Source organism: Thermosynechococcus sp. PKX82, from assembly GCF_031583255.1.
GTDB lineage: Bacteria > Cyanobacteriota > Cyanobacteriia > Thermosynechococcales > Thermosynechococcaceae > Thermosynechococcus.
The window spans coordinates 455,918-482,567 of the sequence record NZ_CP134169.1 but is presented as its reverse complement, the minus strand read 5'-3'; the positions used below and the strand labels follow the sequence as shown (position 1 = coordinate 482,567).

The window sequence follows — 26,650 nt, the reverse complement described above, 5'->3', positions numbered from 1 at the left end:
CTTCCCCTATTTTTCAGACAAGGCTACAGGTTCACGGGGACGTTCCGGCAACTCCAAGGGGGGTACCACCTCTTCCCCTAAGATGGGTTCAGGTTCCAAGACCAGTTCGCGCCGTGCAAGCACCACTGCCCCAATCAAGGCCATTAACAGCAAGACCGAGGCCAACTCAAAGGGCAGAAGAAAGTCACTAAAAAAGTGCTGGCCAATGGTTGTGATACTGTCAGTCGTGGGCGGCAGGGAACTGAGCTGCCAAGGAGTTTGCAAAATCATTTTTGTCAGCAGGGCAAAGACGCCAAGGGAGACTACTGCGGCACCCCCCTGACGCAGCCAACGCCCCGGCACTGGGGTATAGGCCTCACGCTTATTGACGAGCATGATGGCAAAGAGGATGAGAACGTTCACCGCGCCGACATAGATGAGAATTTGCGCCGCTGAGACAAAGTCAGCATTCATGAGGATATACAGCCCAGAGATGCTCAGGAACACGCCCCCCAGCAAGAAGGCAGAATAGACAACATTGTTCAGGAGCACAACGCCAAGGGCAGCAACAATCACTGCAGCGGCAAGGGCAAAGAAGGTAATCGTTTGGGTCAGGGTGGCTAAGTCCACAGCAACAACTCCTAGTTCTCAGATGATTCAGCAGTGTTGGCGATCGCCTCTGGACGCTCTCCCGCCCGTTGGGTACCCGCAGGCAAATCATGACCAGACATTACCCCCGCCGGCAGGTAGGCAAACTCGCGGATCGGGGTCACCATCGGATCTTGGGTCACTTTATAGGGAATGCGTCCCATTGCCACACTGTCGTAGTTCAGCTCATGGCGATCGTAGGTGGCCAGTTCGTACTCCTCTGTTACTGAAAGGCAATTGGTGGGGCAGTATTCCACACAGTTGGCACAGAAGATGCACACACCAAAGTCAATGCTGTAGTGCTTCAGTTCTTTCTTCTTGATCTCTTTGTTGAAGACCCAATCCACCACCGGCAGGTTAATCGGGCAGACGCGCACGCACACTTCACAGGCAATGCACTTGTCAAACTCAAAGTGAATCCGTCCCCGAAACCGTTCCGACGGAATGAGTTTTTCGTAGGGATATTGCACCGTCACCGGCCGCCGCCGCATGTGATCAAAGGTCACGGAGAGGCCTTGACCAATGTACTTAGCGGACTGCACTGCCTCTTTGGCATAGTTGGTAATCTGATGGAGGAATTTCATGGTGTCACCTCATGGAAATGGGGAGTTTCTTAACCGCCAAAGGCTACGGGAAAGGCGAGCTTCAAGCCAGCGGTCAGCAGCAAGTTCACTAGACCCACGGGTAATAGGAATTTCCAACCAAGGTCTAGGAGTTGGTCAATGCGCACACGGGGCACAGTCCAGCGCAGCAGAATCGCCAAAAAGACAAAGAAGTAGGCCTTAATCAGGGTCATCGTGATGCCCAGCACCGCAAAGGCAATCTGCAAAAAGGGATTGCTCTCACTCACCCCAAGAAGATTAGCAATGGTTTCTAGGGGAATGGGAAAGCTCCAACCCCCAAAGTAAAGAACACTGACCAAGAGTGCCGAAAGCACAAGATTAACGTAGGCACCGAGGTAAAAGAGGGCAAACTTCATGCCAGCGTACTCTGTTTGGTAACCAGCCACGAGTTCTTCCTCGGCTTCCGGCAAATCAAAGGGGAGGCGCTCACACTCTGCCAGAGCTGCAATCCAAAAGATCAAAAAGCCGATGGGCTGCCGCCAGACATTCCAAGTGAGGATGCCATACTCCGACTGCTGCTCGACAATTTCCACCGTACCCAAGCCATTGGACATCATGGCCACTGCCAACACCGCCAAGGCAAGGGGAATTTCATAGCTAATGGATTGTGCCGCTGCCCGCAGTCCCCCCAGTAGGGAGTATTTGTTGTTGGAGGCATAGCCCGACATCAGCAGGCCAATGGGCGCAATACTGGAGAGGGCAATCCAGAGAAAGACCCCCATCGCCAAGTTGGAGATCAGTAGGTTTTGGCCAAAGGGGACAATAATATAGGACAAAAAGACAGGAATCACGACCACCGCCGGCCCAAGGGTAAACAGCCAGCGATCGGTATTCGCGGGGAGAACATCTTCCTTAAAAATCAGTTTTAGGCCGTCGGCTAAGGGTGCCAAAATCCCCAATGGACCAATGTATTCCGGGCCAATACGCTGTTGCACAGCGGCAGAAATTTTACGTTCTAGCCAAACGGCCACCAGTACGCCCACGGTGGCCACAATGAGCATCATTAACATTGGCAGGGGTAACCATAGCAACTTGGCCAGATCATGGGAGAGGCCAAGGGATTCCAATGCACGAATAAACTGCCCCTGTAAGTCAATACCAGATTCCATAGCGATTCGATCGCGCCCCACCTACAGACACGCTCTACAGTATAAGGGTTTTATTTCCGTTACGAAGATAGATCTGGGGCAAATTTTTATCACCACAAGTATTACAGATGTTTATAGTTTACACCTCGTGTCTTTGGGTCTCAGATGCCAGTAGGATCAAGGGAGAGAGCCAATTTTGCAGGAGAACAGGGTGGCGATCGCAATCCAAAATGCGGTGATTTGTACCCCAGAGGGAGAACTGCGACAACAACAGGTACGCCTTGAGGGCGATCGCATCACCGAAGTCGCAGAAACTGTCACCATCCACCCAGAGGATACGGTTATTGATGCGACTGGTCTCACTCTCCTGCCCGGTGTGATCGACCCCCAAGTCCATTTTCGTGAACCGGGCTTAGAGCACAAAGAGGATCTATTTACTGCCAGTTGTGCCTGTGCCAAGGGGGGGGTCACCAGCTTTTTGGAAATGCCCAATACTCGGCCACTGACCATTGATCAGGCCAGCCTCGACGATAAACTCGCCCGTGCTGCTGCCAAATGTGTTGTTAATTATGGCTTTTTCATTGGCGCCACTAAGGAGAATCTTGCCGTCCTCAACAGCGTCCAGCCCGTCTGTGGCATCAAGATTTTCATGGGGTCAATGCACGGCCCCCTTTTGGTGGATGAGGAGCCAATTTTAGACCGTATCTTTAGTGAGGGCAAACGCCTCATTGCTGTCCATGCCGAAGATCAAGGGCGAATCCGTGCCCGTCGCGAACAATTTGCTGGCATTAGCGATGTGGCCGTACACTCGCAAATTCAAGACGAGATTGCTGCCCTCAACGCCACCCAGTTAGCAGTGAAGCTCTCCCGTAAATACGAACGCCGCCTGCACATTCTCCATCTGTCTACAGGAATTGAAGTGGACTTTCTGCGCGAGCACAAGCTTCCTTGGATAACGGTGGAAGTTACCCCCCAGCACCTATTGCTGACCACAGAGGCCTATGCCAACATTGGCTCCCTTGCCCAAATGAACCCGCCCCTACGCACCGCAGGAGATAATGAAAAACTCTGGCAGGGACTATTGGATGGGGTGATTGACTTTATTGCCACCGATCATGCTCCCCACACCCTAGAGGAAAAGGCGCAGCCCTATCCCCAAAGCCCTTCGGGTATGCCGGGGGTGGAAACCTCTTTGCCCCTGATGTTGACCCAAGCAATGGCCGGTCGCTGTACGGTGCCCCAAGTGGTGCGTTGGATGTCCACTGCCGTTGCTGCGTCCTACGACATTCCCAATAAAGGCAAAATTGCCCCCGGTTACGATGCGGATCTGGTGCTCGTGGATTTGCAGACCTATCGCCCAGTGCGCCGCGGGGAACTGCTCACCAAGTGCGGCTGGAGTCCCTTTGAGGGCTGGTCATTGACGGGGTGGCCAGTTTACACCTTTGTCAATGGTGAGATTGTTTTTAGCCAAGGGCGGGTGAATACCGACGTGCGTGGCCGCCCCCTTCAATTTGGCAGCTAACGGGGAGCGATCGCGAACTGGAATGAGACATTACTGGGTTCCTATGAACTCGTGCTAATCTGAGGCAAAGGAATAGCGTAACTCTATTTAGGCAACACAATGCGTATTCTGGTTACTGGCGGTGCTGGGTTTATTGGTTCCCATCTAGTTGATCGGCTGATGGAAGCGGGTCATGAGGTCATTTGCTTAGATAACTACTTCACTGGTACAAAGCGCAACATTCTGCGCTGGATGGGTCACCCCAATTTTGAACTGATCCGCCATGATGTCACCGATCCGATTCGCCTTGAGGTGGATCAAATCTATCACTTGGCTTGCCCCGCCTCGCCAGTTCACTACCAGTACAACCCCGTCAAAACGATTAAAACCAATGTCATGGGCACCCTCCACATGCTGGGGTTGGCCAAACGTGTAAAGGCACGGTTTCTCCTTGCTTCCACCTCAGAAGTCTATGGTGACCCGCTGGTGCATCCCCAATCTGAGTCCTACTGGGGGAATGTCAACCCCATTGGTATCCGCTCCTGTTACGACGAAGGCAAGCGGGTGGCAGAGACCCTCACCTTTGACTACCACCGCCAAAACAATGTGGATGTGCGGGTGGCACGGATTTTTAATACCTATGGCCCCAAAATGCAAGTCAACGATGGCCGCGTAGTCAGCAATTTTATTGTTCAAGCCTTGCAGGGCATTCCCCTCACCGTTTATGGCGACGGCTCCCAAACCCGCAGTTTTTGCTATGTCAGCGACTTGGTGGAAGGGTTAATTCGGCTGATGAATAGCGATCACATTGGCCCTGTGAATCTGGGCAACCCTGATGAATACACCGTGCTGGAGCTAGCCCAAAAAATCCAAGCCCTGATTAATCCGGGGGTGGAAATTCAGTTTAAGCCCCTGCCCAGTGATGACCCCCAGCGCCGTCGTCCTGACATTACCCTTGCTCGCACGGTGTTGGGCTGGCAACCGACCGTCCCCCTCCTCGAGGGATTACAGCGCACAATTCCTGACTTTGCCGAGCGACTAGGCGTGCCCTATACGCCTATGATGGTGGAAGTTTAGGGAGGCCACAGGGAATGCGGGTATGTGTGATTGGCACCGGTTATGTGGGCTTGGTGACGGGAGTGTGCTTGGCACATATCGGCCATGAGGTGATTTGCATTGACAACAACATTGATAAAGTTAAGCTGCTGCAACAGGGGGAATCCCCCATTTATGAACCCGGTCTGACGGAGTTACTCCGTGGGTGCATTGCCAGTGGCCACATTCGCTTCAGTAGTGATCTTGGCGCTGGGGTGGAGTTTGGTGACGTGCTCTTTATCGCCGTCGGTACACCCGCCTTACCCAATGGTGAAACCGATACCCGCTATGTGGAAGCGGTTGCCCGCGGTATTGGTGCCCATTTGCATTTGGGGTACAAAGTCATTGTCAACAAATCCACAGTGCCGATTGGCTCAGGAGACTGGGTGCGAATGATTATTCTCGATGGTGTGGTGGAGCGCGAACCGGATCTAGCGGATGCCATTAAAGGGGGGGCGACCCATCCGCCGTTGGATTTTGATGTGGTCAGCAACCCTGAATTTCTGCGGGAAGGTTCAGCGGTCTATGACACGTTTAATCCCGATCGCATTGTCTTGGGTAGTAGTAGCCGCAAAGCGATTCAAATCATGCAGGAACTCTATGCGCCGATCATTGAACGTAAGTATGCGGCTGATCCCACCTTGCCCCCCGTGCCGGTGTTGGTGACGGATCTCAGTTCGGCGGAAATGATTAAGTACGCTGCCAATGCTTTTTTGGCCACTAAAATCAGCTTTATCAACGAAATTGCCAATATTTGCGATCGCGTGGGGGCGGATGTGGTTCAAGTGGCCAAGGGGATTGGCCTAGATTCCCGCATTGGCGAGAAATTTCTGCAAGCGGGCTTGGGCTGGGGTGGTTCCTGTTTTCCCAAGGATGTTTCGGCGCTCATCCACACGGCGGAAGACTACGGCTACGATGCCCAGTTGCTCAAAGCAGCCGTTCAAGTCAACCAGCGGCAACGCTTTATTGTCATTGAAAAACTACAACAGGTGCTAAAAATCCTCAAAGGTAAAACCATTGGCCTTTTGGGGTTAACGTTTAAGCCCAACACCGATGATCTGCGGGATGCCCCTGCCCTGAATTTGATCGAGGAACTGTATCGCTTGGGTGCCAAGGTCAAGGCCTATGACCCCCTCGTGTCCCAGTCGGGTCTGCGATCGGGTCTCTCCCATGTGATTGTGGAAACGGATCTGCTGCACCTTGCCGATGGCTGTGATGCTTTGGTGCTGGTGACCGACTGGCCACAGTTCCAAGAGGTGGATTATGGGGAACTGGCCAAGGTGATGCACCAACCCGTGATCATTGATGGCCGCAACTTCTTGGATCGCAAGGGGCTAGAGTCACTCGGCTTCCGCTATGTGGGGATTGGCCATTAAGCATGGAACCGCCCAGCCTGATCTATGAGCAAGCCTACTGGCAACAGGGCTATTGTCGCGTGGTCGGTGTGGATGAGGTGGGTCGGGGTTGTTTGGCGGGGCCAGTGGTGGCAGCAGCCGTAATTTTACCAGTAGACTGTGTGCCTCTTCCAGAGGTGCGCGACTCCAAACAGTTGAGTGCCCGCCAGCGATCGCGCCTCTTTGGGCAGATTTATAACCAAGCGATTGCCATTGGCATTGGTAGTGCCAGTGTGGCGGAAATTGATCAGGTGAATATCCTGCAAGCCACCTATCGAGCCATGGCGCGTGCCCTAGCGCGGGTTGCCCCTTGGGATCATGCCCTGATTGACGGCAAATTAACAAAAACAGCGCCCTTTGAAAAGGTAACGGCCATTATCGGGGGCGATCGCCACAGCTATAGTATTGCCTGTGCCTCGATTATTGCCAAGGTACGGCGCGATCGCTTCATGGCACGCTTAGCTCGGCGTTATCCCCAGTATGGCTGGGAACGCAATGTGGGCTACGGCACCCCCCAACACCGTCAAGCCCTTGATCAGTACGGCCTGACCCCTTGGCATCGGCGATCGTTCTTGAAATCCTTGCTTCATACCGACTTACACTTGTGTAATGCCATCACAGGACATTGACGCTCATCCCGCTAACGCTAGGCGTATAGCAGGAGATTCCCCGTTCACAGAGTCTTGACTAGATGACCCGAAAGTCATCCCCGCCAGAACCTCTCCAGGGGCATTTTCAAGACGGTGCGCCCCACCGCCTATCAATCGATTCCGCAACACGAATGCAGCGGCAATATCCCTAGGCATTGAACAGCCACAGGGGCACTCATGCCAACGGATTGATAGCGTTTTGCGGACTGCTTCGCCACAGTTGGGACACTCTTGAGAGGTGCCCGCTGCTTTCTCCTTGACAACCACCTTGCCACGCTTGCAGGCCACCCAAGGCAACACCGAGTTCAGGAATGGCCCATGACCCGCATCCAGCATGTGCTTGCCCAGCGTCCCACGACTGAGGCCAATCAGATTCAAATCCTCCACCACAATCACATCAGCCCCGTCGCAAAGTTGGTGGGCAACCTTGAAGTGACAGTCCCTGCGGGTGCGGGCAATCTGTTCATGCAGCTTCGCCACCTTGCGTTGAATCTTCTTCCAGTTGGCTGACCCAATCTGTTTCCGCTTCAGTCTGCGTTGCAGCAATTGAAGCTTGCGTTGCATCTCTACGAAAAACCTAGGCCGTGCTAGTTGAAGTCCGTCCGAGGTGGAGAGAAAGTATTCTAGGCCAACATCGAGGCCAACCACCCGCTTCAAGACTTGCTGATGCTTGGGCGTTAACCGACGCTAAATCAGGGTTGGTCTGCTTTGCTTGGGTGAATCGTTGACACTGCACGTTGAAGCTGGGGTAGGGGGCATCCGCTGGGATGATGTACTCGCTAGGCACAGAGCAGGCATTGACTGGACATTTGCGCGAAGCAATCTAGTCTTTGCGCTCCCTCAGCGCATCATTTCAAACTTGGCGACACACGTCTAGATCGTAGTCGATCTGCTTAGCCTGCTGCTGGGTTAGTTTTAGCCTGTACTCGTACGTCAGGGTGAGCATGAGTGGACTATAGCTATTAGTCGCGCCCGATGTTCGGTGCTAGCTCAATATATCCAGCAACAAGCTGAGATTGAGTGACTGCTCCCTATGGTCGCCTATCACCTCACTACCACCTAACCGCTTTGCGGTATAGGCGGAGCACTGCGGCGAATTTTGGTAGGCTGAAGAAGAATGGCAAAGTATGACGTTTTGTTGAGGATTCCATGCGGGTTTCCCTTCGGTGGCTACGGGAATTAGTGGCTGTTGATCTCGATGTGATGACTTTGGCCGATCGCCTGACGATGGCGGGGTTTGAAGTCGAAGAAATTGAAGATCGGCGCACATGGGCGGAAGGGGTTGTGGTGGGTCATATTTTGGCCTGTGAACCCCATCCCAATGCCCAAAAATTACGGGTCTGCCAAGTGGATGTGGGTCAAGGGGAACCCCGCACGATTGTCTGTGGGGCACCCAATGCCGCCGCAGGCTTGTATGTACCTGTGGCACTACCGGGGGCATATCTGGCCAAAATTGATCTGAAAATTCGACCGGCAAAACTGCGGGGCGTGAAATCTGAGGGGATGATTTGCTCCCTTGCTGAGTTGGGGCTAACCAAAGCGTCTGAGGGCATTCACACATTCGCTGATGCAGTAACCGTCGGGGAAGATGTACGTCCTCTCCTCGGCTTGGATGATGTGATTTTGCACCTGACCTCAACTGCCAACCGTGCGGATGCCCTGAGTATGGTAGGCATTGCCCGTGAAGTGGCCGCACTTACTGGTGCTCCCCTGACGCTACCCGCCCCAAAGGCGATCGCCCCCAAAAAGTCCCGTGCTAAGGTACCTGTACAGCTGGCGATCGCCGACTCCCAAGCCTGCCCTGCCTACTGTGGCACACTGATCACCAATGTCCAGATTGCCCCTTCGCCCCATTGGCTCCAGCAATGCTTAGAGGCTGCCGGTTTGCGTGCCATCAATAATGTGGTGGATATCACCAACTACATCCTGCTGAAGTGGGGTCAGCCCCTCCATGCCTTTGATTGGGATCGGTTGCAAGGGGTTGCTACCCAAACCCCAGTGAGTGTCGGCGTGCGTTTTGCCAAGGCCGGGGAAACCCTGAAAACCCTCGATGGTGAGCAGCGGGTGCTGAGTGCCGACAATCTCCTGATTACCGCCGGGGATGTGCCCGTTGCCCTTGCCGGAGTAATGGGGGGCGAAGAGACTGAAGTTTACGAGGGTACGCAGAATGTCTTCCTTGAGGCGGCACTCTTTGCCAGTCCAGTGATTCGGCGATCGGCTCGCGCCCAAGGATTACGCACGGAAGCTTCGGCTCGCTATGAACGGGGGGTGAACCCCGCAGAACTAGAGGCGGCCACCGCTGAAGCGATCGCCCTATTGACTGAAGTGGCTCAAGGGACAGTGACCTACACTACACTAGCGGATCAGCGTCCGCCCCTTGAGCGCACCCTCACCCTGCGGCTGGAACAAGTGCACCGGCTGTTGGGGGCCGTGGTTGCTGACGAAGCGGAGAGCGAGGAAGTCGCCTATTTGGACGCAGAGACCGTTGAAGAGCTACTCAGCCGTCTTGGCTTTCACCTCAGCCGTCAAGAAACCTTTGAGGACGAGTTAGTGGTGTGGTCGGTGACGGTGCCCCCTTACCGCTTCCGGGATATTGAGCGAGAGGTGGATCTGATTGAGGAGATTGCGCGGCTCTACGGTTACGACCGCTTTGAGGAAACCTTGCCCGCTCAATCGGAATTGGGAGCACTACCGCTGGAACTCACCCTACTGCGGGAGCTACGGGCGGCCTTTCGCGGGGCGGGTCTGACGGAATTGATGCACTATTCTTGGGTAAAAGGTGGTCAGCCCAACCAAGTGACCGTCGTGAATCCGCTAGTGGCGGAGTTTTCCTCGCTGCGTACGGATCTAATTACGGGTCTCGTCCAAGCCTTCCGCTACAACCAAGAACAGGGGAATCCGCCCCTCAATGGTTTTGAAATTGGCCGTGTTTTTGGTCAAGATGAAGAGGGTCTCTGGGAAAGCGATCGCCTTGGGGGCATCATCGGTGGCGATCCGTGGCAGGGGAAATGGGTACGCCGCTCACAGCAAGCCCAACCCCTCACATGGTATGAAGCTAAGGGGATTCTCGAGAGTGTCTTTCAGCGGTTTGGTTTGCATGTGGAATATCAGAGCGATCGCCAAGACGAACGCTTGCATCCGGGGCGGACGGCGGCCCTTTGTTTGAATGGAGAACGGCTCGGTATTTTTGGCCAGTTACACCCGCAGTATGCGGCGACCCTCGACCTGCCGGCGGCGGTGTATGTCTTTGAACTGGATCTGGAGGTATTCCTGAGCCGCCTTGAGGAACGCTATCGCCAGATTATCTTTCAGCCCTTTTCAACTTATCCCGCCAGCGATCGCGACCTCGCCTTTTTTGCGCCGGTGGATCTCACTGTGGCAGAACTCAGCCGCACCATTTGGAAAGCTGCAGGCGGGCGCGACTCCCTCCTTGAGAGTGTCGAGGTTTTTGATGAGTACAGTGGCACTGGTGTTCCCGAAGGGCAGCGCAGTTTGGCCTTTCGCCTCACCTACCGCGCCAGCGATCGCACCCTCACCGAGGCCGAGGTGAATGAATTACATCAGCGCATTCGCGACAGCCTTGTGGAAAAATACGCCGTGACCCTCCGTAGCTAAGAAAAAACCATGAACACAGTATTGACGACCGATTGGCAGCACCTTGCCGATTTAGCCCTTGCCGATGAATGCCTCAGCCGCGATCAAGCGCGGGCGGTGTTACAAGCCGCGGATACTGAACTCCTGAATCAACTGGCGGCGGCCTATCGGGTGCGCTACCACTACTGGGGGAATCGGGTACGGCTGCACTATCTGCTCAATGCCCAAAGTGGTCTCTGTCCAGAGGATTGCCACTACTGCTCACAATCAAAAATCTCCACGGCTGAGATTGAAAAGTATCCCCTGCTCTCGCAGGAAAAAATTCTTGCTGCGGCCGATCGCGCTGCCCAACTCAAGGCTGGTACCTTTTGCATGGTCATTTCCGGGCGATCGCCCAATGAGAAGGTCTTTGAGCAGGTACTTGCTGCTATTCGGGCAGTTAAGGAGCGCTATCCCCTGAAAATCTGTGCCTGCTTGGGCTTACTCACCGCTGAGCAAACGGCACGGCTAGCGGCAGCAGGCGTCGATCGCGTCAATCACAACCTAAATACCTCGGAAAACTTCCACGGCGAAATTTGCACCACTCACACCTTTAGCGATCGCGACCAGACCTTGGCCAATATCCAAGCCGCTGGAATTACAACTTGCTCTGGCGGCATTTTGGGTATGGGGGAATCCGATGACGATGTCATTGATCTTGCCCTTTCCCTGCGGCAGCGTCAGGTGACCAGTGTACCAGTGAATTTTCTGATTCCCATTCCGGGGACACCCCTTGGGACACAGCACAACCTCAATCCGCGCCACTGTTTACGCATCTTGGTGCTGTTTCGCCTATTATTGCCGCGTCAGGAGATTCGCATTGCCGGTGGCCGCGAAGTACACCTGCGATCGCTGCAACCCCTTGGCCTCTATGCTGCCAACTCCATTTTTGTCGGCGATTATCTAACGACCCCCGGCCAAGCCCCCCACCAAGACTGGCAAATGATTGCCGATGCTGGCTTTGTTCTTGAAGACCCCGAAGGGCGGGCGATCGCCCCATAACATAATGGGCTACCCATCGCTAAACTAGGGATTGGCGGCGCTACTGTTGCGGAGTCTCCGATGGGCATTTTTGGTGGCCTTTTGCTAATTGCGGCGATTGCCCTCTTTTTTGTACAGCGCCACTATCGCCTGAAGCTGCGTAGTCTTAAGCTAGCCACGCCATCCACCACGGCGGATCTCCATCAGCTCCAACAGCAGGTGGCGCAGGAAATTGGCGGTGGCAACCTACGGGAATATGTGAAGGTCTCTGGTCAGATTGTTGTCGATCAGCCCCTGATCTCGGAGTTAAAGCAGGTGCCCTGCGTCCATTACCGCATGTGTGTCAGCCGCGAGTATGAAGAACAGGTGCGCGAAACCGATAGCGAAGGCCGCACCCGCTGGCGCACTGAACGCCGCTCCGACACGATTAGCAGCAATAGCCAAACCATTCCCTTCCGCGTGCGCGATCGCTACGGCGAGATTGAAGTGGATCCGCGGGGGGCTGATATGGAAACAGTCCAAGTCCTCGATGAATTTCGACCCGCCAATAACACTGCCCGCCTTGGCTTTGGCAGCTTCCAAGTAAACGTGGGCAGCCTCACCTTTGGCAGTGGCAATACCATTGGTTATCGCTATCAGGAATGGATCACGCCAGTGGATCGGCAGGTGTTGGTCGTGGGCACCGCCAGTGATCAAACGGGCACGCTACGCATTGAACGTCCCACCGTCAAGGGACAAAAGTTCTTTGTCTCCCTGAAATCAGAAGACAGCCTGAGTCAAGACACCAGTAATGCCGTACTCTATTCAACCATTGGCGCTGCCGCATGTGGTGGGTTGGGGATTTTGTTAATCTTGGTGGGGCTGCTGTAGGAGTTCACTGAGGGCTAGCCAGTCTTCCAAGCTAAGGGCTTCGGCGCGGCTATTGACATCTCGCCCCAACTGAAGCAGCGCTTGGCGCACTTGATCGGGTTCGACAAGGGACTTGAGGGCATTGGCCAGCATCTTACGGCGAGTGGCAAACCCCTGTTTCAGCAACGTTTCTAACCATTGGGGCGATCGCACCCTTGGCAGTGTCGCGTGGGGTCGCAGACAGATCACCACAGAATCCACCTTAGGCGGCGGCTGAAAGGCGCGGGGGGGCACTGCACAGACCGGCTCACAGGTGGCCAGAAATTGCACCCGTACGGAGAGGGCACCGTAGGCCTTGCTACCGGGGGTGGCCATCAGGCGATCGCCAATTTCTTTTTGCACCAGTAGAATCAACCGCTCAAAGGCCGGGCGACGCGGTCGGGCAATACTGCCAAGCAGATGCCCCAGTAACGGCCCTGTGATGTTGTAGGGGATATTGGCCACCACTTTGTGGCAGTTCAAGGGGGCTAAATCAACCTTGAGAATATCCCCCTCAATCAACTGAAATCGATCCCCGCTGAACCGCTGCCGCAACTTACTGCACAGATTCCGATCCAGTTCAACGGCCACCACCTCAGCACCACTGGCTAGAAGAGGGCGAGTGAGGGCACCCCGACCGGGACCAATTTCTAGGATGCGATCGCCCGCGTGCAGTTCAGCCGCTGCAATGATCTGAGCTAAAACCGATTCACTACGCAGCCAATGCTGGCCAAACCGTTTGCGGGCACGAATCACCTAGCGCGGCCCCAAGCCCACCGTGGGCGCATAGACTGCCTGATCCCCTAGTTCCGCTTCAATGCGTAACAGGCGATTGTACTTGGCAACCCGTTCACTGCGGCAGAGGGAACCGGTTTTAATTTGACCCGCACGGGTAGCTACAGCCAAATCCGCAATCGTGGTATCTTCGGTTTCGCCAGAGCGGTGGCTAATCACCGAGCGGTAGCCCTTGCGAGTCGCCAGATCAATGGTTTGCAGCGTTTCTGTCAAGGAACCAATCTGATTGAGTTTAATCAAGATGGCATTGGCCACGCCATTGTCAATCCCCCGTTGTAAGCGTTTGGGATTGGTGACAAACAAGTCATCCCCCACGAGTTGAATACGACTGCCAAGGGTTTCGGTCAAGAGTGCCCAGTGATCCCAGTCCTCCTCCTGCAAGCCGTCCTCAATCGAGACAATGGGATAGTTGCTCACCAATTCTTCATAGTAGCGAATTAACTCAGAGCCAGTGCGGCTGGCATTATCAAACACATATTTGCCGTCTTCATAAAATTCATTGGCGGCGACATCGAGGGCAAGGGCAACGTCAGTGCCGGGGGTGTAACCTGCGGTTTCAATCGCCTGAAGTAAAATATCCAAGGCCGCTTGGTTGGAGTCGAGGTTAGGCGCAAAGCCCCCTTCATCCCCCACCCCGGTCAGTAACCCCTTATCAGCTAGCACTTTACTCAGAGCGGCAAAAACCTCTGCCCCCCAGCGCAGTCCCTCCCGAAAACTAGGGGCACCAATGGGCATGATCATGAATTCCTGAAAGTCAATGTTGTTGGCGGCATGGGCACCCCCGTTGATCACATTCATCATCGGCACGGGGAGGACATTGGCCAGAGGCCCCCCCAAATAGCGGTAGAGGGGTTGACCGAGATATTCTGCGGCTGCTTTGGCCGTGGCAAGGGAAACCGCAAGAATGGCATTGGCGCCAAGGTTGGATTTGTTCTCACTGCCATCCAGTTCCAAGAGGCACTGGTCAATCACTGTCTGATCAAGGGCGTTGAGATCCACAAGGGCACTGAGAATCGTGGTTTCAATGTTTTCCACCGCTGTGAGGACACCTTTGCCACCATAGCGCTTGGGATCGCCGTCCCGCAGTTCATGGGCTTCAAAACTCCCCGTTGAGGCACCACTAGGAACCTGCGCCAGTCCAACAATGCCACAATCCAGTTCAACTTCTGCTTCTACCGTGGGGCGCCCCCGCGAGTCCAAAATTTCGCGGGCACGAATCGTTGCGATCGCCGTATCCATCATCTGCTTGTTCCTCAATATGCAGCTAGATTGTACGATAGATGCCCGATAAAACTGAAATGGCTTAAGGATGACCTAAGCTATAAAGTGTCCTGTATTGCATTGCCTTTCTTGTCTGAGACTGGTTTAATTTGACTCAATTTTGGTGTCTATCATCCACAATTGGGGGAAAACGATTACTAAGACTTTTAGCCAGCTTCACTTGCCCGACCATTCGTAGGAATCCATTATGACCACTATTGCCCGAAGTCGTTCCCCGCAGTCTGAAGTACTCACCCACCCTATCACCACAGAGACCGTTCACTATCAAGTTGTGCATTGGATTAGGGGTCGCTTTCGGATTCGCATTCCGCGACTGGGCTTTGATGCTGAATATGGGGCACGGCTGCTCTACATTGTGGGCAGTTTACCCGCGGTGACAACGGCACGCATTAACCCCCCTGCCCGCTCCCTGGTGGTGGAATATAATCCCAAGCTCTTTGGGGAAGCCCTAGCAACGATTCAAGGGCAAATTTTTGAGTCGATTCAAGTGGCGGCCAATCCAGATCTTCCCGCCCTAAGTACTGAGAAGGCCACCCCTGCGGCGGAAGCTCACGAAATTAACTATTGGGAACGCTTGGGCTTACCGGCTCTGGGCTTGGGGTTGAGTGTGGCCTCCCTGATGGGGGTACCGATTCCCGGCTATGTGATTGCCAGTGTGGTGATTGCCGGGGCAATGCCGGTGTTTCGGCGAGCATGGGAAGCGATTCAAGAGGAGAAACAGTTAACGATTGACTTCCTCGATGGCTTGGCAATTTCCCTCCACACCATGCAAGGGCACTATTTTGCCCCCTCCTTTATGCTGGGTCTGATTGAGGGGGGGGAAGTGATCCGCGACCTCACGGCACGGGGATCGGAGCGCGCCAACCTTGATTTGCTGGATTGCCTCGGCAAAACCGCCTTTGTGGAACGGGACGGGGTTGAGGTTGAAGTTGAAGTGAAAGACCTTGTCGAGGGCGATCGCGTGGTTGTCTATCCAGGGGATCAAATTCCCGTTGACGGCATCATCCTGCGGGGTACAGGTCTCATTGATCAGTGCAAACTCACGGGTGAATCGGTGCCGGTAACGCGCAGCGAGGGAATGGAGGTTTTTGCGTCAACGCTGCTGGTCGAGGGGCAACTGGTGATCTTAGCGGAGCGAGTAGGCAACAATACCCGTGCAGGTGTGATTGTGAACTTAATGCAGTCGGCACCGGTGCATGACACGCGCATTGAAAACTATGCTGCCATGGTGGCCAACCAAGCCGTCATTCCAACCTTGGCCATTGGCACAGGTGTTGGCTTACTCTCAGGGGATCTCAATCGGGCGATCGCCCTGCTGACCCTTGACCTCGGTACAGGGATTCGCGTCTCGGTGCCTACCACGATTTTGTCGGCGCTCACCTATGCAGCCCAACATGGCGTTCTCATTCGCAGTGGCCGGGCGATTGAAAAACTGGCGCAAATTGACACGATTGTCTTTGATAAAACGGGCACCCTGACCCAAGGTCATGCTGGCGTGACGGATATTAAAGTCATGGATCCGCGCTTCAGTGCCGATGACATTCTCAGTATGGCCGCTAGTGCCGAGCAGGGACTCACCCACCCTGTGGCTGAAGCCATTGTCCGCCATGCTCGCGAAACCCATCAGCCCCTCTTTGACTGTGAAGACTGGGAATACCGCGTTGGCCTCGGTGTGGCCACAAAAGTGCGGGGTGTGGATCTGCGGGTGGGCAGCCGCCGCATGATGGAGCAGGAAAACATTTGCCTGATTGATCTCAATGAACGTTTCCCCGATCTCGATTCTGGGCGGGCGTCAATTGTCTATGTGGCCGGGGATGGGCGTTTGATTGGGGTGATTCTCTACAGTGACCCAATCCGCAATGAAAGTCCTGAAGTCATCCGTGAACTCAAGGGGGCAGGCATTACTCCCCATATGCTGACGGGTGACATTGGCCGCGTTGCCCGTGCGGTGGCCAAAGACTTAGGCATTGCCCCTGAGCATATCTACGCCGAAGCCTTCCCGGAAAAGAAAGTGGAGGTGGTGCGTGCCCTCCATGACAGCGGTAAAGTCGTGGCTTTCTGTGGCGATGGTATCAATGACTCTGCCGCTCTTGCCTATGCCGATGTCTCTATTTCCTTTGCCGGGGCAACCGATATTGCCCGTGAAACCGCCGATGTGGTGCTCATGGAGGATGACTTGCGGGGATTGACCCTTGCGATTCGGATTGCCAAGCAGGCGATGGAAATTGTCTGGCAAAATACAGCGATCGTGGCCATTCCTAATATTGGTGCGCTGCTGTCGGGGGTCTTCTTTGCCCTTGACCCGATTTTGGCGGTGGTTATTAACAACGGCACAGCCATCTTAGCGGAGTTGAATGGATTGCGCCCCTTGGCAGGTCCCGGTGGCTCGTTGCCCTTACCGCCCGTCAAAGACACACAGGAATTTCTTGCCGAATGGGAAGCCACCCATCCCGATCATCCGGTGCAGCATATTCCACCCAAAATGACTGGCTCTCAGGCTGAGCCTTCGCGGTTGGCTGGATAAGCAAGGGCGGCCAATTCACGGCGGCTGAGGGGGCGAACGGCTCTGGGGCGAAGATTGCCGAGGTGAACTGGGCCGATCGCGATCCGTTGCAAGGCAACAACAGGATAACCCAGCTGATCGGCCACACGGCGAATCTGGCGGTTGCGACCTTCGTGCAGGATGATTTCCAAGAGGGAGCGATCGCCCTCGGTGCGCAGGAGCTTAACGGCTGCGGGTAGTGTCATCACCCCGTCCAAGGGAACGCCCTTTCGCCAGTGTTGCAAGACCCCTTCCGTAGGCTGTCCCTGCACCCAAACGCGGTAGGTTTTGGGGATGTGATGGCGGGGATGACTGAGATAGTAGGTAAACGCCCCATCATTGGTGAGCAGCAGGGCACCGCTAGAGTCGGCATCTAAGCGACCCACAGGATGAAGACCGGCCACACCCTGATACCTAGGCGGCAAAAGATCCAAAACGGTGGTGCGCCCTTGGGGATCGTGACAGGTACAGAGAACCCCCTTGGGCTTATGGAGCAGCAGGTAGAGCCGTTGGGGTGGGCGGGGTGGGTTCAGGGGTTGTCCTTTGTATTCAATGCGATCGCGCGTGGGATCCACTTTGTCCCCCAATTTTGCCCGCTGACCATTCACGAAGACCTGACCACTGCGGATGAGTATTTCTGCATGGCGTCGCGAGGCCACTCCCCAATGGGCAAGGACTTTTTGTAATCGCTCAGTTGTCATAGGGGGTATAGTTGCTTTCTAGGATGTGGTGGCACTTTTGAGGGAAATCTCTATAGACCAATCGTTGCCACAGAGTTGCCAATCCCCGAGCAGAATTGGTAGAAAAGAACTGTCCAATCCTTGCCTAATTATCTGCCGTGAGGAGTTCTATGAAATTTCTTTACAAACTCGCCGCCTTAGGGTTAATTTTAGTGGGCTTTTCGACAACGCTGGTTGCCTGTGGTGGTGGCGGCGGTGGTACCGATAACCAAACGCCAACCGAGTCCCCCAGTCCGCAAACACCAGGGCAGTAGTTCCTTTTAGCTTTTAGCGATATTGTCTATTCTTAATGATACTGAAGCTAGGGGTAGCCGTCAGGGTTGCCCCCTTCTAATGGGAAATTGGCATTCTCCAGCAGGCGATCCAGTTATCCAAGGGAGCTTTCTAACTGATACTGCTGCCAAAGGGATTGATATAACCCCCCTGCTGCCACCAGTTCATCATGGGTACCCTGTTGAACAATGCGCCCTTGATCCATGACCAGAATGCGATCGCAGGTTGCCGCTGCCGACAATTGATGGGAAATAAAGAGCACCGTGCGTGTGCGCCGTTGTTCCCGCAGCACTTGCAAAATTTGGCTAGCCGTTTGGTTATCAACACTGGCCAAGGCATCATCGAGGACTAAAATCGGCGCATCCACCAGTAGGGCACGGGCTAAGGCGGTTCGTTGACGCTGTCCCCCAGAGAGGGTAATGCCCCGCTCGCCCACAAGGGTGTCGTACTGCTTAGGAAAGTTGAGGATCTCATTGTGAATTTGGGCTTGGCTGGCGGCGGCAATCACCTTTAGCTCCGTGGCATCGGGTTCGCCGTAGCGAATGTTGTTTTTGATTGTGGTGCTAAAGAGAAAGCTTTCTTGGGGCACGTAGGCGATCGCCCCCCGCAGATCAGCAAGGCGCAGCTGCGTAATGTCGATGCCATCCAGAAAAATCTGATTCGGGGCAATCTCCAAGAGTCGAGGCAGGGCACTGGCCAGTGTGGATTTGCCGCAGCCAATGGGGCCAACGATCGCCACCATTTCCCCTGCTTGAATTTCAAAACTAAGTTGATTGAGGGCAGGGGTGCGGCGATTGGGATATGTAAAAGTTAGATTCTGACAACGCAGGTGTCCCTGAACGCGATCGCGGGGTAAAGCAATGGCATCTGGGGCATCGGTAATGCGGGGTTCCACGCTCAAGATGGCTTCAATCCGGTCAATGCTCACTTCCCCCCGTTGGTAGGTGGTAATCGTAAAGCCCAAGAGTGCCGTCGGGAAAATCAGCCGCTCAATGTACAGCAGTAGGGCAATAAAATCCCCCACCTGAATTGTGTTGGCTGCAATCATGCGGCTGCCAAACCACAGCAAAATCAGCAAACTAAAGCTGACCATCCCCCCCAAGAGGGGAAAGAGAATGTTGCGAGTTTTAGCCAAGACCAAGTTATTGCGGAGTAAGTCTTGATTTAACTGGTCAAATTGGCGTTGTTCATTGGCTTCTTGGCTATAGATTTTAATCAGGGCAATGCCACTCATGTCCTCTTGAATGAGATCGCTGAGTTCCGCGAGGCTTTGTTGCACATCGAGCTGCTCTGCCCGCAGGCGATCGCTAAAGGTTTGGACAATAAAAAGAACCGCTGGATAAACGGCGATCGCCCCCAAGCTCAACCCCGGATGAATTGCCAGCATCACGGGCAGGGTCATACCGTAGGCAAACACGGTGTTCGCCGCACTCAAAAGGGCAAAACCCACCAGACGGCGAATATTATCCACATCACTGGTGGCACGGCTAATGAGATCCCCGGGGGTATTCTCCGCAAAGTAACTGGGTTCTAAACGCAGCAGATGTTCAAAGAGCCGTTGCTTGAGGTCAAATTCCACCAATCGCCCAGCCCCAAAGATCCACAGGCGCGAGGCCATGCGAATCAGCCACATCAGGGAGGCTAGGCCAATCAGCAGCAGGGCATAGAACACCACCCGCTGCAAGTCAAACTTAGCCTGCAATTCATCAACCGCAGTACCAATCAGCAGCGGCAAATAGGTGCCCAAAAGGTTGACGATAAAAAGCGCAACAATCCCCCCCCAAATTTTTGTTTGGTGAGGACGCAAATAGGCCAAGAGGCGACGAAAACGGCCAGAGCGGCCAGCCTTAGGAAGAGTAACCATATCCTCAACCTAACAGATGTTGTCCCCCTAGGGGGGAGCGCTTTCGAGAAACTGGTTGAGGTCTTCCACGAGACGATTTAGCTCTGCCTCTGTCGTCAGGCGCATGCGATCATCTCGCACGGTCAATAGAACCTTGGCGGCATAGGGATTGGGCCAGATATTGGGATTACAAAACACTTCGAGGAAGACCTCGCCCACGTGCTGATATTCCATGGCCGCTTGGGGAGACAGGGGAGTACCGCTGGCTTTGGCATGGGCGATCGCCCGCATGCGTTCCATTAAAGTCTGAATCTCTTGCCGTAGGGCCTCTGCGGCTGTCCGAGAGAAGCGAAAACTCACCGAGCCTTCGACCAAGTTCACCCGCATCCGATAGTCATCCATAGGCTCTGGCTGCACACAACTGTTGTCATTTGCTGTCATTATAGGTGTCCGTTCACAAAGGACAGCCCTAGGGAGCCTCCTCCCCCTGCGGGGGATCTACGCCCTGACCCACCAGATATTCATAGCGCAGCAGTTCAAAACTCCGCTCACCGTAGCGATCGTGAATGTGTTCGCAGCAGCACTGAATGGCAAACTCGTCTAGCTCCTCAGGCGTAATCCCATACAAATCCTCAAAGACTTCTGGCGTGACGCGGCAAAAGCGGGGGCGATTCTCGTAGATGCGGCAGCAGCGGCTGAGGGGGTCAAAGTGAATACACCAGCCATCGGCACCAATGAGGGATTGGTAGAGGGCAAATTCCTCTGCATTGAGAATGGTGGGCACTTCTGAGCGATCGCGCAACTCAAGGTAACAACAGGCGCCACACCCCTGCATGCATTGCCATTTTCTCATCGGGATCATGTTGAAGATAAAGCGACCGTTTCTGTTGAGGTCAGTGCATCTGGGGGCACTTCCTCCAGCCAAATTTGATCACTGCGGGGATCAACCCGACTCACCCGCACCAGTACCGATTCTCCCAACTTTGCCTGCCGTTGAAAGCGCATGGCCAGTTCTACCCCCAAATCCTCCAGCAGCACTAGCCCCAGTCCCTCCTCCGGACGCAACCAACGCAGCACAATGCCCCGCCACACCTCTTCGCGATGCCGCCGCAAGTACTCTAGGCACCAATAACGATTGGTCTGCCGCTCCACCAAAGCGGACTCCTGAACCGAAGACATCAGTCCCAATAAAATTTCATTGAGTTGTTCTGGTGTCAGGGGCGGCCTTTCTCCCCGCAGGTGGGCTTTAATCTGACGGTGTGCCAGCAGATCCGTGTAGCGACGAATCGGGGAGGTCACTTGGCAGTAGGCATCAAGACCTAGGCTGGCATGGGGATTGGGTTGGGTGCTCATTTCACTGCGGGGCATACAACGACGAATGGCACAGTCCCGCACCATTCCAGCGGGCAGTTGCAACAATTCCTCCTCTGAGGGCAGTTCTGGCGGTGATTGACTGCGAAAGGGCAGAGGGATGCCTTCACGGGCGCCAAAATGGGCGGCTACTTCACCGGCAAGAATCATCATTTCTGCCACCAGTTGGCGGGCGGGGGAGTCATGGAGGGGCGAGATTTCCACCTCTTCACCAGCCACTTTAATGTTGGGTTCAGGGATATTAATGCGAATCGCTCCCCGTTGTTGTCGCCACTCACTACGCCGCTGTCCCCATTGGGCGATCGCCAGCAGATCCGCTTCCCCAGTCACCCCCTGCTCCAAAATCATGTCCACATCGTCATAGCTCAGGCGATAGGTGGGGCGAATCCAACTGGGGCAAATTTCGTACTCCAGCACTTCGCCGTTGTCGGCTAAAAGAATGCCAAAACTCAGCGCACAACAGGTTTGTCCCGCGACCAAACTCATCGGTCCTGTGGCCAACTCCGTGGGAAACATGGGAATCATCCCCGTCGGTAGATAGACCGTTGTGGCGCGGCGGCGAGCCTCCTGATCCAAGACATCATCCACCATCACCCAGCGGGTGGGATCGGCAATGTGAATCCACAGCTTTTGGCGATCGCCCACGACTTCGAGGCTGAGGCCATCGTCAATTTCTTGGGTGCTTTCGTCGTCGATGGTATAGACCTTGAGATGGGTGAGATCGCGGCGCAGGGGAGCGTCAATATCTGTAGGGGGTGAGGTGAGGCGTTCATGGGCCACAGCAAGTACCTTGGCAGAGAATTCAACGTCAATTTGACTCCGGCGCAGGAACAGATTTTCGTGCTCTGACCAGAGGCCGAGATCCACCAACAGTTGGAAAGCGCCCAAGGGTTGGGTGGGACGCTGCAATTCACTGAGGAGGTCAATGGCTGCTTGGTGTTGGCCACTGGGTTCAATGGCTATAGCATAACGTTCTAACTGCTCAAGGCGTTTGCGATCGCTGGCAGACCACGCCACAGTTTCCCCCTTCAGGGCTTGGGTCAAATGTTCACGGAAGCTAACTTCCTCCGCTAAGCGTTGGGCTTCCCGCTCGCTTTGATGTTTGAGTTCTGCCACTTGGGCAGCCGGTCGAGGCTCGTAGGTTTCCCCCTTGAGCTTGAAGTAGAAACGATCCTCGCTAAGGAGATAGTAGGCCGCATAGCAGGCCACCGCCGATCGCTCCGAAAACAGCAGCTCCGCTAGATCCGCTGGCGTAATGGGGCGGTTTTCCTCGCGGATAATTTCCCAAGCCACTTCTAGACTGTCGGCATCCAAGAGCGGCTGCACCTGCTGCCAAAATGTGGGAATCTCTTGGGGACGAAACCGCTCCTCGGGCACCGTAAAGGTCAGTTGGCGCGGATGAATGGTGTGGGCTTGTAAATGCTGATCAATGGCAATCCAATGCTTTTTACCTTCGGGGCGATCGATCACCGCCAAGCGACGCTGGTTATTGACCCGAAATTCAATGAGGGTGCCTTTCTCCACGGCTGCCGTGCTGTACCATAACCTGACAATTATAAAGTTTATTGCCTCTGACTGAGCAGCAGGGGATAACCACAGTAGCGTTCTAACAGCACAATGGCGACAATATCATCAATGGGTCGGGGGGGCAGGCGCAACCCCTTGGGAATCAGCCGCTGCCAACCCTGGGGCGGAAAGAGTTGCCAATAGCGATCGCGGGCATCTAGGGTACTATTGCGCTCATCCACTGGAATAATTTCTACAGCCAAAGCCGCTTGCAATTGCTGCTGCCACTGGCGGGAGGTGGTTTGATTGCCCATAATCACCTGTTCAAATGGGTAGGCTTGATGCCACTCTTGGACACGGGCGATCGCGCGATCGCTGGCCACCACTTCATAGCGCACCACTTCTTGACCAAGGGCAAGGGCTAACCCACACTTGTCCCGCCCTGGATCAAACCCCAATAAATACTTAGTGCGACCCATTTGCGTCATTTGCTAGAGTGGAAAGGTTATCGAATTGGGAGCGATCGCCCTGTGAGCCTACCCGCTGCGACCATCCGTCGTCTGTTGAATGTACCGCAAGTTGCCGCCATTTGGGTCGGTGGCGGCCGCAGGCTGGACAGCGAGAACGACGAGGTCTTTTGTGCGGCTTGGCTCGATCCCAAGGATCAGGGGGTACGCAGCATGGAGGTGGGTCAGTTTCCACCCACCCCAGAGCAACTGATGCGGCTGTTGGTGCAGGCGATCGAATATCCCCGCCATCCCCAAGCTCAGCCCTGCCGTCCCCACACCATCATCGTTGATGACCGCGAGTTGCAATTTTTTCTGCGCGGTGTGGTGGCTCCTCTCGATATTCAGGTGGAGTATCAAGCCCACATTCCCCTGCTGGCTGAATTTTTTGAATTCATTGCGGCGGAAGTCACCAGTGATGATGAAGATATCGAGGTGCTCCCCCCTGAATATGTTTCTCTGTACAAACAGAAAATTAGGGAATTTGCTCAACTGGACATCTGGCGGCGCCTAGACAGTCTTACCCCCCTTAAACTCCACTGCGACGCTTGGGACTCTTCCACCCTCTTTGCGGTACTGGTGAACCCCCAAGGGGCCAACCGTGACTTTGGTCTAATGCTCTACCGCGGGGAGGAGGCACTACGCAACTTTTGGCAGCAGATTGATCAAGAATATCCCTACATTGACGAAGACGATGATGAGCGCTTAGAGGAAACGGTTCTGCGCAACGATTGTCTCTTCTTGAATTTTTCCGAGGTTGACGAAGAGGATTTAGGCAATGATCTCTCTTTTGTCCTCAAGGGGCATCTTTACACCATTGAACCGGGTGTCATCCATCCTTTGGAGGGAATGCGACCCTTTTACGCCCCTGAAGAAGCGGAAATGGTCTATGTGGCAATCGAGGCTCTGATCAAATTCTGGAAAAAGACCAAGAAACAGTTTGAGAAGGAGGAGTGCCCTGAACTAGACCTGAGGTTCAAGATTCCTTCACCCCGCCATTCTGCCCTTAGTTATCAGGTGCACGTGGCAACAGTGCCAGAGATGATGGCAGAAATCAATGGTGACCCTGAGGAGAGCGAATCACAGCACCAGATTCCCATTGATACGGAAGCAATTCCGGGGGAAGCCTATATCCTCTTTAAGTTGTTTCCGCCGAAAGAGCTACAGGAATTACAAGCAGCCGTCTCTTACCATCAACGGGGGGAGATTCCCGAGGCGTTTGAGGGCTATCCCGTGTTGACGATTCAAACCAAAAAAGCCGCAGCGGAGACGCTCGCCGCCAAAATTGCTGAGGAGGGCGGCATTCACCATCTAACGGTCTTTCCCCTCTCAGGTTCCGAGCAAATAGTCATGCTCCTTGCCCAAACCAATGCCAACCATCTTTGGCTTTTGGATACCTTTGACCCCGAAAGTGGTTCGCTGCTCCTCGATTGGATCAAGGAGGTCAATGACCTTGAGGGCGCCTGTGGCCTTGCTGTGGCCTATGGCATGACGGGCAAAACGCGGATGCAGCCAACCCTCAAGCAAATCGTGGGACTTTTTGAAACGTCTCTGGTTTTTAGTTTCGTGGACACCCAACGTCCACCGACCCCTCAGCCCATTGAGATTTCTAAACGCTAGAGAACGGTGAAGTCCCTACGGATTCTACTGCTTCAGGCACGGGGCGATCGCACTACGCAGCAGGAGGAATTGGCAGAATTTATCCGCTTGAGCGGTTTGGCCGCCGAGCAATTTACAGTGCTCAATGGCTTTGAGTGTGCTGACTTTACCCCCGACTGTATTCAAGGCTTTGATGCCCTTTTTATCGGTGGCTCCAGTGATGCCACAGTGCTCAAGCCAGAGATCTATCGCTTTGTACCGCCGGCAATGGACTTAATTTTGGCCTGTATTGAGCAGGAGATCCCCGTGTTGGCCTCCTGCTTTGGCTTTCAATTGGCAGTGCAGGCCTTGGGAGGGCAAGTGATTGTGGATCGCGAGGCCATGGAAATGGGCACCTACCCTTTGTATCTCACCCCAGCAGGGGTTGCGGATCCATTGTTTGCTGGCTTTCCCAATCCCTTTTTGGCCATTTCCGGACATCAGGAGCGCGCCTTGACCCTGCCAGCGGGAGCGACCTTACTGGCCTACAGTGAGTTGTGTCCCTACCATGCCTTTCGTTTGGAGGGCAAGCCCTTTTATGGCTTTCAGTTTCATCCCGAGGTGGACGATCGCGACCTGATTGCCCGCATTAGCCGTTATTGCGATCGCTATCAATTGGGCACTGCCGAACTGGAAAAACTCAAGCAAACAGCCCGTCCTACCCCCTACGCCAATCAGTTGATCCGCCGCTTTGTTGAGGTGGTGCTGGGCTATATTCCCAGTTGTGCTTGAATCTCTGCTAGTTGCTCCTCTAGGGTGGTGGCTTGCAGCCAATGGATGCCGGGTTCTGCCCGAAACCATGTCCGCTGCCGTTTGGCAAATTGTTGGGTGTGCTGCACGGTGAGGGCAATAGCTTCCGCAAGTGTGACTTCTCCCCGCAGATATTGGCGCATCTCGCGATAGCCCAGTGTATCTAATAGGGGCAGTTCATCACCGTACTGCGCTTGCAGTTGCCGAATTTCATCGAGCCATCCCATGGCCAGCATTTGCTGGGTGCGTTCTTCAATCCGTGCCCGCTGCTGTTGGCGATCGCCCCCTGGCAGGGCAAAGTACCAAATCGGGTAGGGAGGCGGTTCGCGCCGCTGCTGCTGGCTGAGGGGTACCCCCGTTACGTAATAGACTTCCAAAGCCCGCAGGGTACGCACGTGATCGTGGGCATGGATGCGTTGCGCCGCCACAGGATCCACCTGCTGAAGCCATTGATAGCATTCCTGCTGACCCAGCGCCATCAACTGTGCCCGTAGATGTGGTTGCGGTGGGACTTGGGGCATTGTTAGCCCTTGGGTAATACTGCGGATGTACAATCCTGTCCCCCCCACCAAGAGGGGTGTGATTCCTTGGGCGTGGTAGTGGGCAATGAGGGCTTGGGCTTTGGCTTGGTAAATCGCTAGGGTCAAAGTATCGCGGGGGTCACATATATCAATGAGGTGGTGAGGCACCTGCTGTTGCTGGGCGGGGGTGGGCTTGGCGGTGCCAATATCAAAGCCGCGATAGACTTGGCGGGAGTCGGCACTCAAAATCACGCTATTCAATTGCTGCGCGAGGGCGATCGCCAGTGCCGTTTTGCCGGTGGCCGTTGCCCCCCCAATAACAATTAGCCCTGCATCCCCCACTCAAATACAGCCTGAAAATTTCCTAGAATCGCCTATAACCCTTATGTGCTAAAATTTAGGTC

Annotated in this window: 24 protein-coding genes; 11 read left to right on the top strand and 13 right to left on the bottom strand. The window is 54.6% G+C overall.

Going from position 1 to position 26,650, the window contains the following annotated elements; translation table 11 throughout:
• Positions 1-6: 6 nt before the first annotated feature.
• Genes RHH53_RS02275 through nuoH form a run of 3 tightly spaced genes read right to left on the bottom strand, consistent with a single transcriptional unit; the run spans position 7 to position 2,359 of the window.
• The gene (locus RHH53_RS02275; protein WP_206200883.1) at positions 7-609 is read right to left on the bottom strand and encodes an NADH-quinone oxidoreductase subunit J; all 603 of its coding nucleotides are present in this window, start codon (positions 607-609) and stop codon (positions 7-9) included.
• A gap of 11 nt (positions 610-620) precedes the next feature.
• Positions 621-1,211, bottom strand: a complete 591-nt coding sequence (gene ndhI, locus RHH53_RS02270) for an NAD(P)H-quinone oxidoreductase subunit I (protein ID WP_206200882.1) — start codon at positions 1,209-1,211, stop codon at positions 621-623.
• A 29-nt stretch (positions 1,212-1,240) separates the two neighbouring features.
• Complete coding sequence (gene nuoH / locus RHH53_RS02265; RefSeq protein WP_206200881.1) at positions 1,241-2,359, bottom strand: NADH-quinone oxidoreductase subunit NuoH; 1,119 nt, start codon at positions 2,357-2,359, stop codon at positions 1,241-1,243.
• A gap of 190 nt (positions 2,360-2,549) precedes the next feature.
• Between nuoH and RHH53_RS02260 the strand changes: the two genes are divergently transcribed.
• The 4 genes from RHH53_RS02260 (at position 2,550) to RHH53_RS02245 (ending at position 6,957) form a co-directional block, all read left to right on the top strand.
• Positions 2,550-3,860: a dihydroorotase gene (locus tag RHH53_RS02260; protein ID WP_310437957.1), complete on the top strand. Its 1,311-nt coding sequence runs from the start codon at positions 2,550-2,552 to the stop codon at positions 3,858-3,860.
• A 99-nt stretch (positions 3,861-3,959) separates the two neighbouring features.
• Positions 3,960-4,916, top strand: coding sequence for a UDP-glucuronic acid decarboxylase family protein (locus tag RHH53_RS02255; RefSeq protein WP_149820594.1), 957 nt, complete (start codon positions 3,960-3,962; stop codon positions 4,914-4,916).
• A 14-nt stretch (positions 4,917-4,930) separates the two neighbouring features.
• Positions 4,931-6,310, top strand: a complete 1,380-nt coding sequence (locus tag RHH53_RS02250) for a UDP-glucose/GDP-mannose dehydrogenase family protein (RefSeq protein ID WP_206200879.1) — start codon at positions 4,931-4,933, stop codon at positions 6,308-6,310.
• A 2-nt stretch (positions 6,311-6,312) separates the two neighbouring features.
• Entirely contained in the window at positions 6,313-6,957 is a 645-nt protein-coding gene (locus tag RHH53_RS02245) for a ribonuclease HII (protein WP_206200878.1), read from the top strand.
• A 3-nt stretch (positions 6,958-6,960) separates the two neighbouring features.
• Here RHH53_RS02245 and RHH53_RS02240 read toward each other — a convergent pair whose 3' ends face one another.
• On the bottom strand, positions 6,961-7,626 hold the full coding sequence (locus RHH53_RS02240) for a transposase (RefSeq protein ID WP_310744253.1): 666 nt from the start codon (positions 7,624-7,626) through the stop codon (positions 6,961-6,963).
• A gap of 501 nt (positions 7,627-8,127) precedes the next feature.
• Here RHH53_RS02240 and pheT point away from each other — a divergent pair.
• Genes pheT through RHH53_RS02225 form a run of 3 tightly spaced genes read left to right on the top strand, consistent with a single transcriptional unit; the run spans position 8,128 to position 12,462 of the window.
• Entirely contained in the window at positions 8,128-10,593 is a 2,466-nt protein-coding gene (pheT, locus tag RHH53_RS02235) for a phenylalanine--tRNA ligase subunit beta (protein WP_310744031.1), read from the top strand.
• 9 nt (positions 10,594-10,602) lie between these two features.
• Complete coding sequence (gene bioB, locus RHH53_RS02230; RefSeq protein WP_206200876.1) at positions 10,603-11,613, top strand: biotin synthase BioB; 1,011 nt, start codon at positions 10,603-10,605, stop codon at positions 11,611-11,613.
• 60 nt (positions 11,614-11,673) lie between these two features.
• Positions 11,674-12,462, top strand: coding sequence for an E3 ubiquitin ligase family protein (locus RHH53_RS02225; protein WP_302678725.1), 789 nt, complete (start codon positions 11,674-11,676; stop codon positions 12,460-12,462).
• Here RHH53_RS02225 and rsmA read toward each other — a convergent pair.
• Together rsmA and eno are read right to left on the bottom strand one after the other, a co-directional pair.
• Positions 12,439-13,233, bottom strand: coding sequence for a 16S rRNA (adenine(1518)-N(6)/adenine(1519)-N(6))-dimethyltransferase RsmA (rsmA, locus tag RHH53_RS02220; protein WP_315862908.1), 795 nt, complete (start codon positions 13,231-13,233; stop codon positions 12,439-12,441). The two genes, RHH53_RS02225 and rsmA, sit on opposite strands and share 24 nt — an antisense overlap.
• A gap of 3 nt (positions 13,234-13,236) precedes the next feature.
• Positions 13,237-14,517 carry a phosphopyruvate hydratase gene (gene eno, locus RHH53_RS02215; RefSeq protein WP_206200874.1) on the bottom strand — a complete coding sequence of 427 codons (1,281 nt, stop codon included), beginning with the start codon at positions 14,515-14,517 and terminating at the stop codon, positions 13,237-13,239.
• Between the two features lie 226 nt (positions 14,518-14,743).
• On the opposite strand from eno, the gene RHH53_RS02210 reads away from it, so the two are divergent.
• Entirely contained in the window at positions 14,744-17,080 is a 2,337-nt protein-coding gene (locus RHH53_RS02210; protein WP_302677194.1) for a heavy metal translocating P-type ATPase, read from the top strand.
• On the opposite strand, the gene RHH53_RS02205 is transcribed toward RHH53_RS02210, so the two are convergent.
• Positions 17,050-17,799 carry a pseudouridine synthase gene (locus RHH53_RS02205; protein ID WP_206200872.1) on the bottom strand — a complete coding sequence of 250 codons (750 nt, stop codon included), beginning with the start codon at positions 17,797-17,799 and terminating at the stop codon, positions 17,050-17,052. The two genes, RHH53_RS02210 and RHH53_RS02205, sit on opposite strands and share 31 nt — an antisense overlap.
• 149 nt (positions 17,800-17,948) lie before the next feature.
• Here RHH53_RS02205 and RHH53_RS02200 point away from each other — a divergent pair, with 149 nt between their 5' ends.
• Positions 17,949-18,092: a hypothetical protein gene (locus RHH53_RS02200; protein WP_206200871.1), complete on the top strand. Its 144-nt coding sequence runs from the start codon at positions 17,949-17,951 to the stop codon at positions 18,090-18,092.
• Positions 18,093-18,205: 113 nt separating this feature from the next.
• On the opposite strand, the gene RHH53_RS02195 is transcribed toward RHH53_RS02200, so the two are convergent.
• From RHH53_RS02195 to RHH53_RS02175, 5 genes are all read right to left on the bottom strand, one after another.
• Positions 18,206-19,975, bottom strand: coding sequence for an ABC transporter ATP-binding protein (locus RHH53_RS02195; protein ID WP_302678723.1), 1,770 nt, complete (start codon positions 19,973-19,975; stop codon positions 18,206-18,208).
• A 27-nt stretch (positions 19,976-20,002) separates the two neighbouring features.
• Positions 20,003-20,356, bottom strand: a complete 354-nt coding sequence (locus tag RHH53_RS02190) for a hypothetical protein (RefSeq protein ID WP_206200869.1) — start codon at positions 20,354-20,356, stop codon at positions 20,003-20,005.
• A 67-nt stretch (positions 20,357-20,423) separates the two neighbouring features.
• Entirely contained in the window at positions 20,424-20,807 is a 384-nt protein-coding gene (locus RHH53_RS02185) for a YkgJ family cysteine cluster protein (protein ID WP_315863516.1), read from the bottom strand.
• 5 nt (positions 20,808-20,812) lie between these two features.
• Positions 20,813-22,849 (bottom strand): ribonuclease R, encoded by a 2,037-nt coding sequence (locus tag RHH53_RS02180; RefSeq protein WP_310744030.1) that lies wholly within the window; start codon positions 22,847-22,849, stop codon positions 20,813-20,815.
• Positions 22,850-22,887: 38 nt separating this feature from the next.
• Entirely contained in the window at positions 22,888-23,319 is a 432-nt protein-coding gene (locus tag RHH53_RS02175) for a resolvase (protein WP_302678719.1), read from the bottom strand.
• A gap of 42 nt (positions 23,320-23,361) precedes the next feature.
• Between RHH53_RS02175 and RHH53_RS02170 the strand changes: the two genes are divergently transcribed.
• Both RHH53_RS02170 and RHH53_RS02165 read left to right on the top strand, forming a co-directional pair.
• Complete coding sequence (locus tag RHH53_RS02170; protein ID WP_310744029.1) at positions 23,362-24,957, top strand: DUF6930 domain-containing protein; 1,596 nt, start codon at positions 23,362-23,364, stop codon at positions 24,955-24,957.
• Positions 24,958-24,963: 6 nt separating this feature from the next.
• Entirely contained in the window at positions 24,964-25,707 is a 744-nt protein-coding gene (locus RHH53_RS02165) for a type 1 glutamine amidotransferase (RefSeq protein WP_206200864.1), read from the top strand.
• Here the strand turns inward: RHH53_RS02165 and miaA are convergent.
• The gene (gene miaA / locus RHH53_RS02160; RefSeq protein WP_310744028.1) at positions 25,686-26,588 is read right to left on the bottom strand and encodes a tRNA (adenosine(37)-N6)-dimethylallyltransferase MiaA; all 903 of its coding nucleotides are present in this window, start codon (positions 26,586-26,588) and stop codon (positions 25,686-25,688) included. The two genes, RHH53_RS02165 and miaA, sit on opposite strands and share 22 nt — an antisense overlap.
• Positions 26,589-26,650 lie beyond the last annotated feature (62 nt).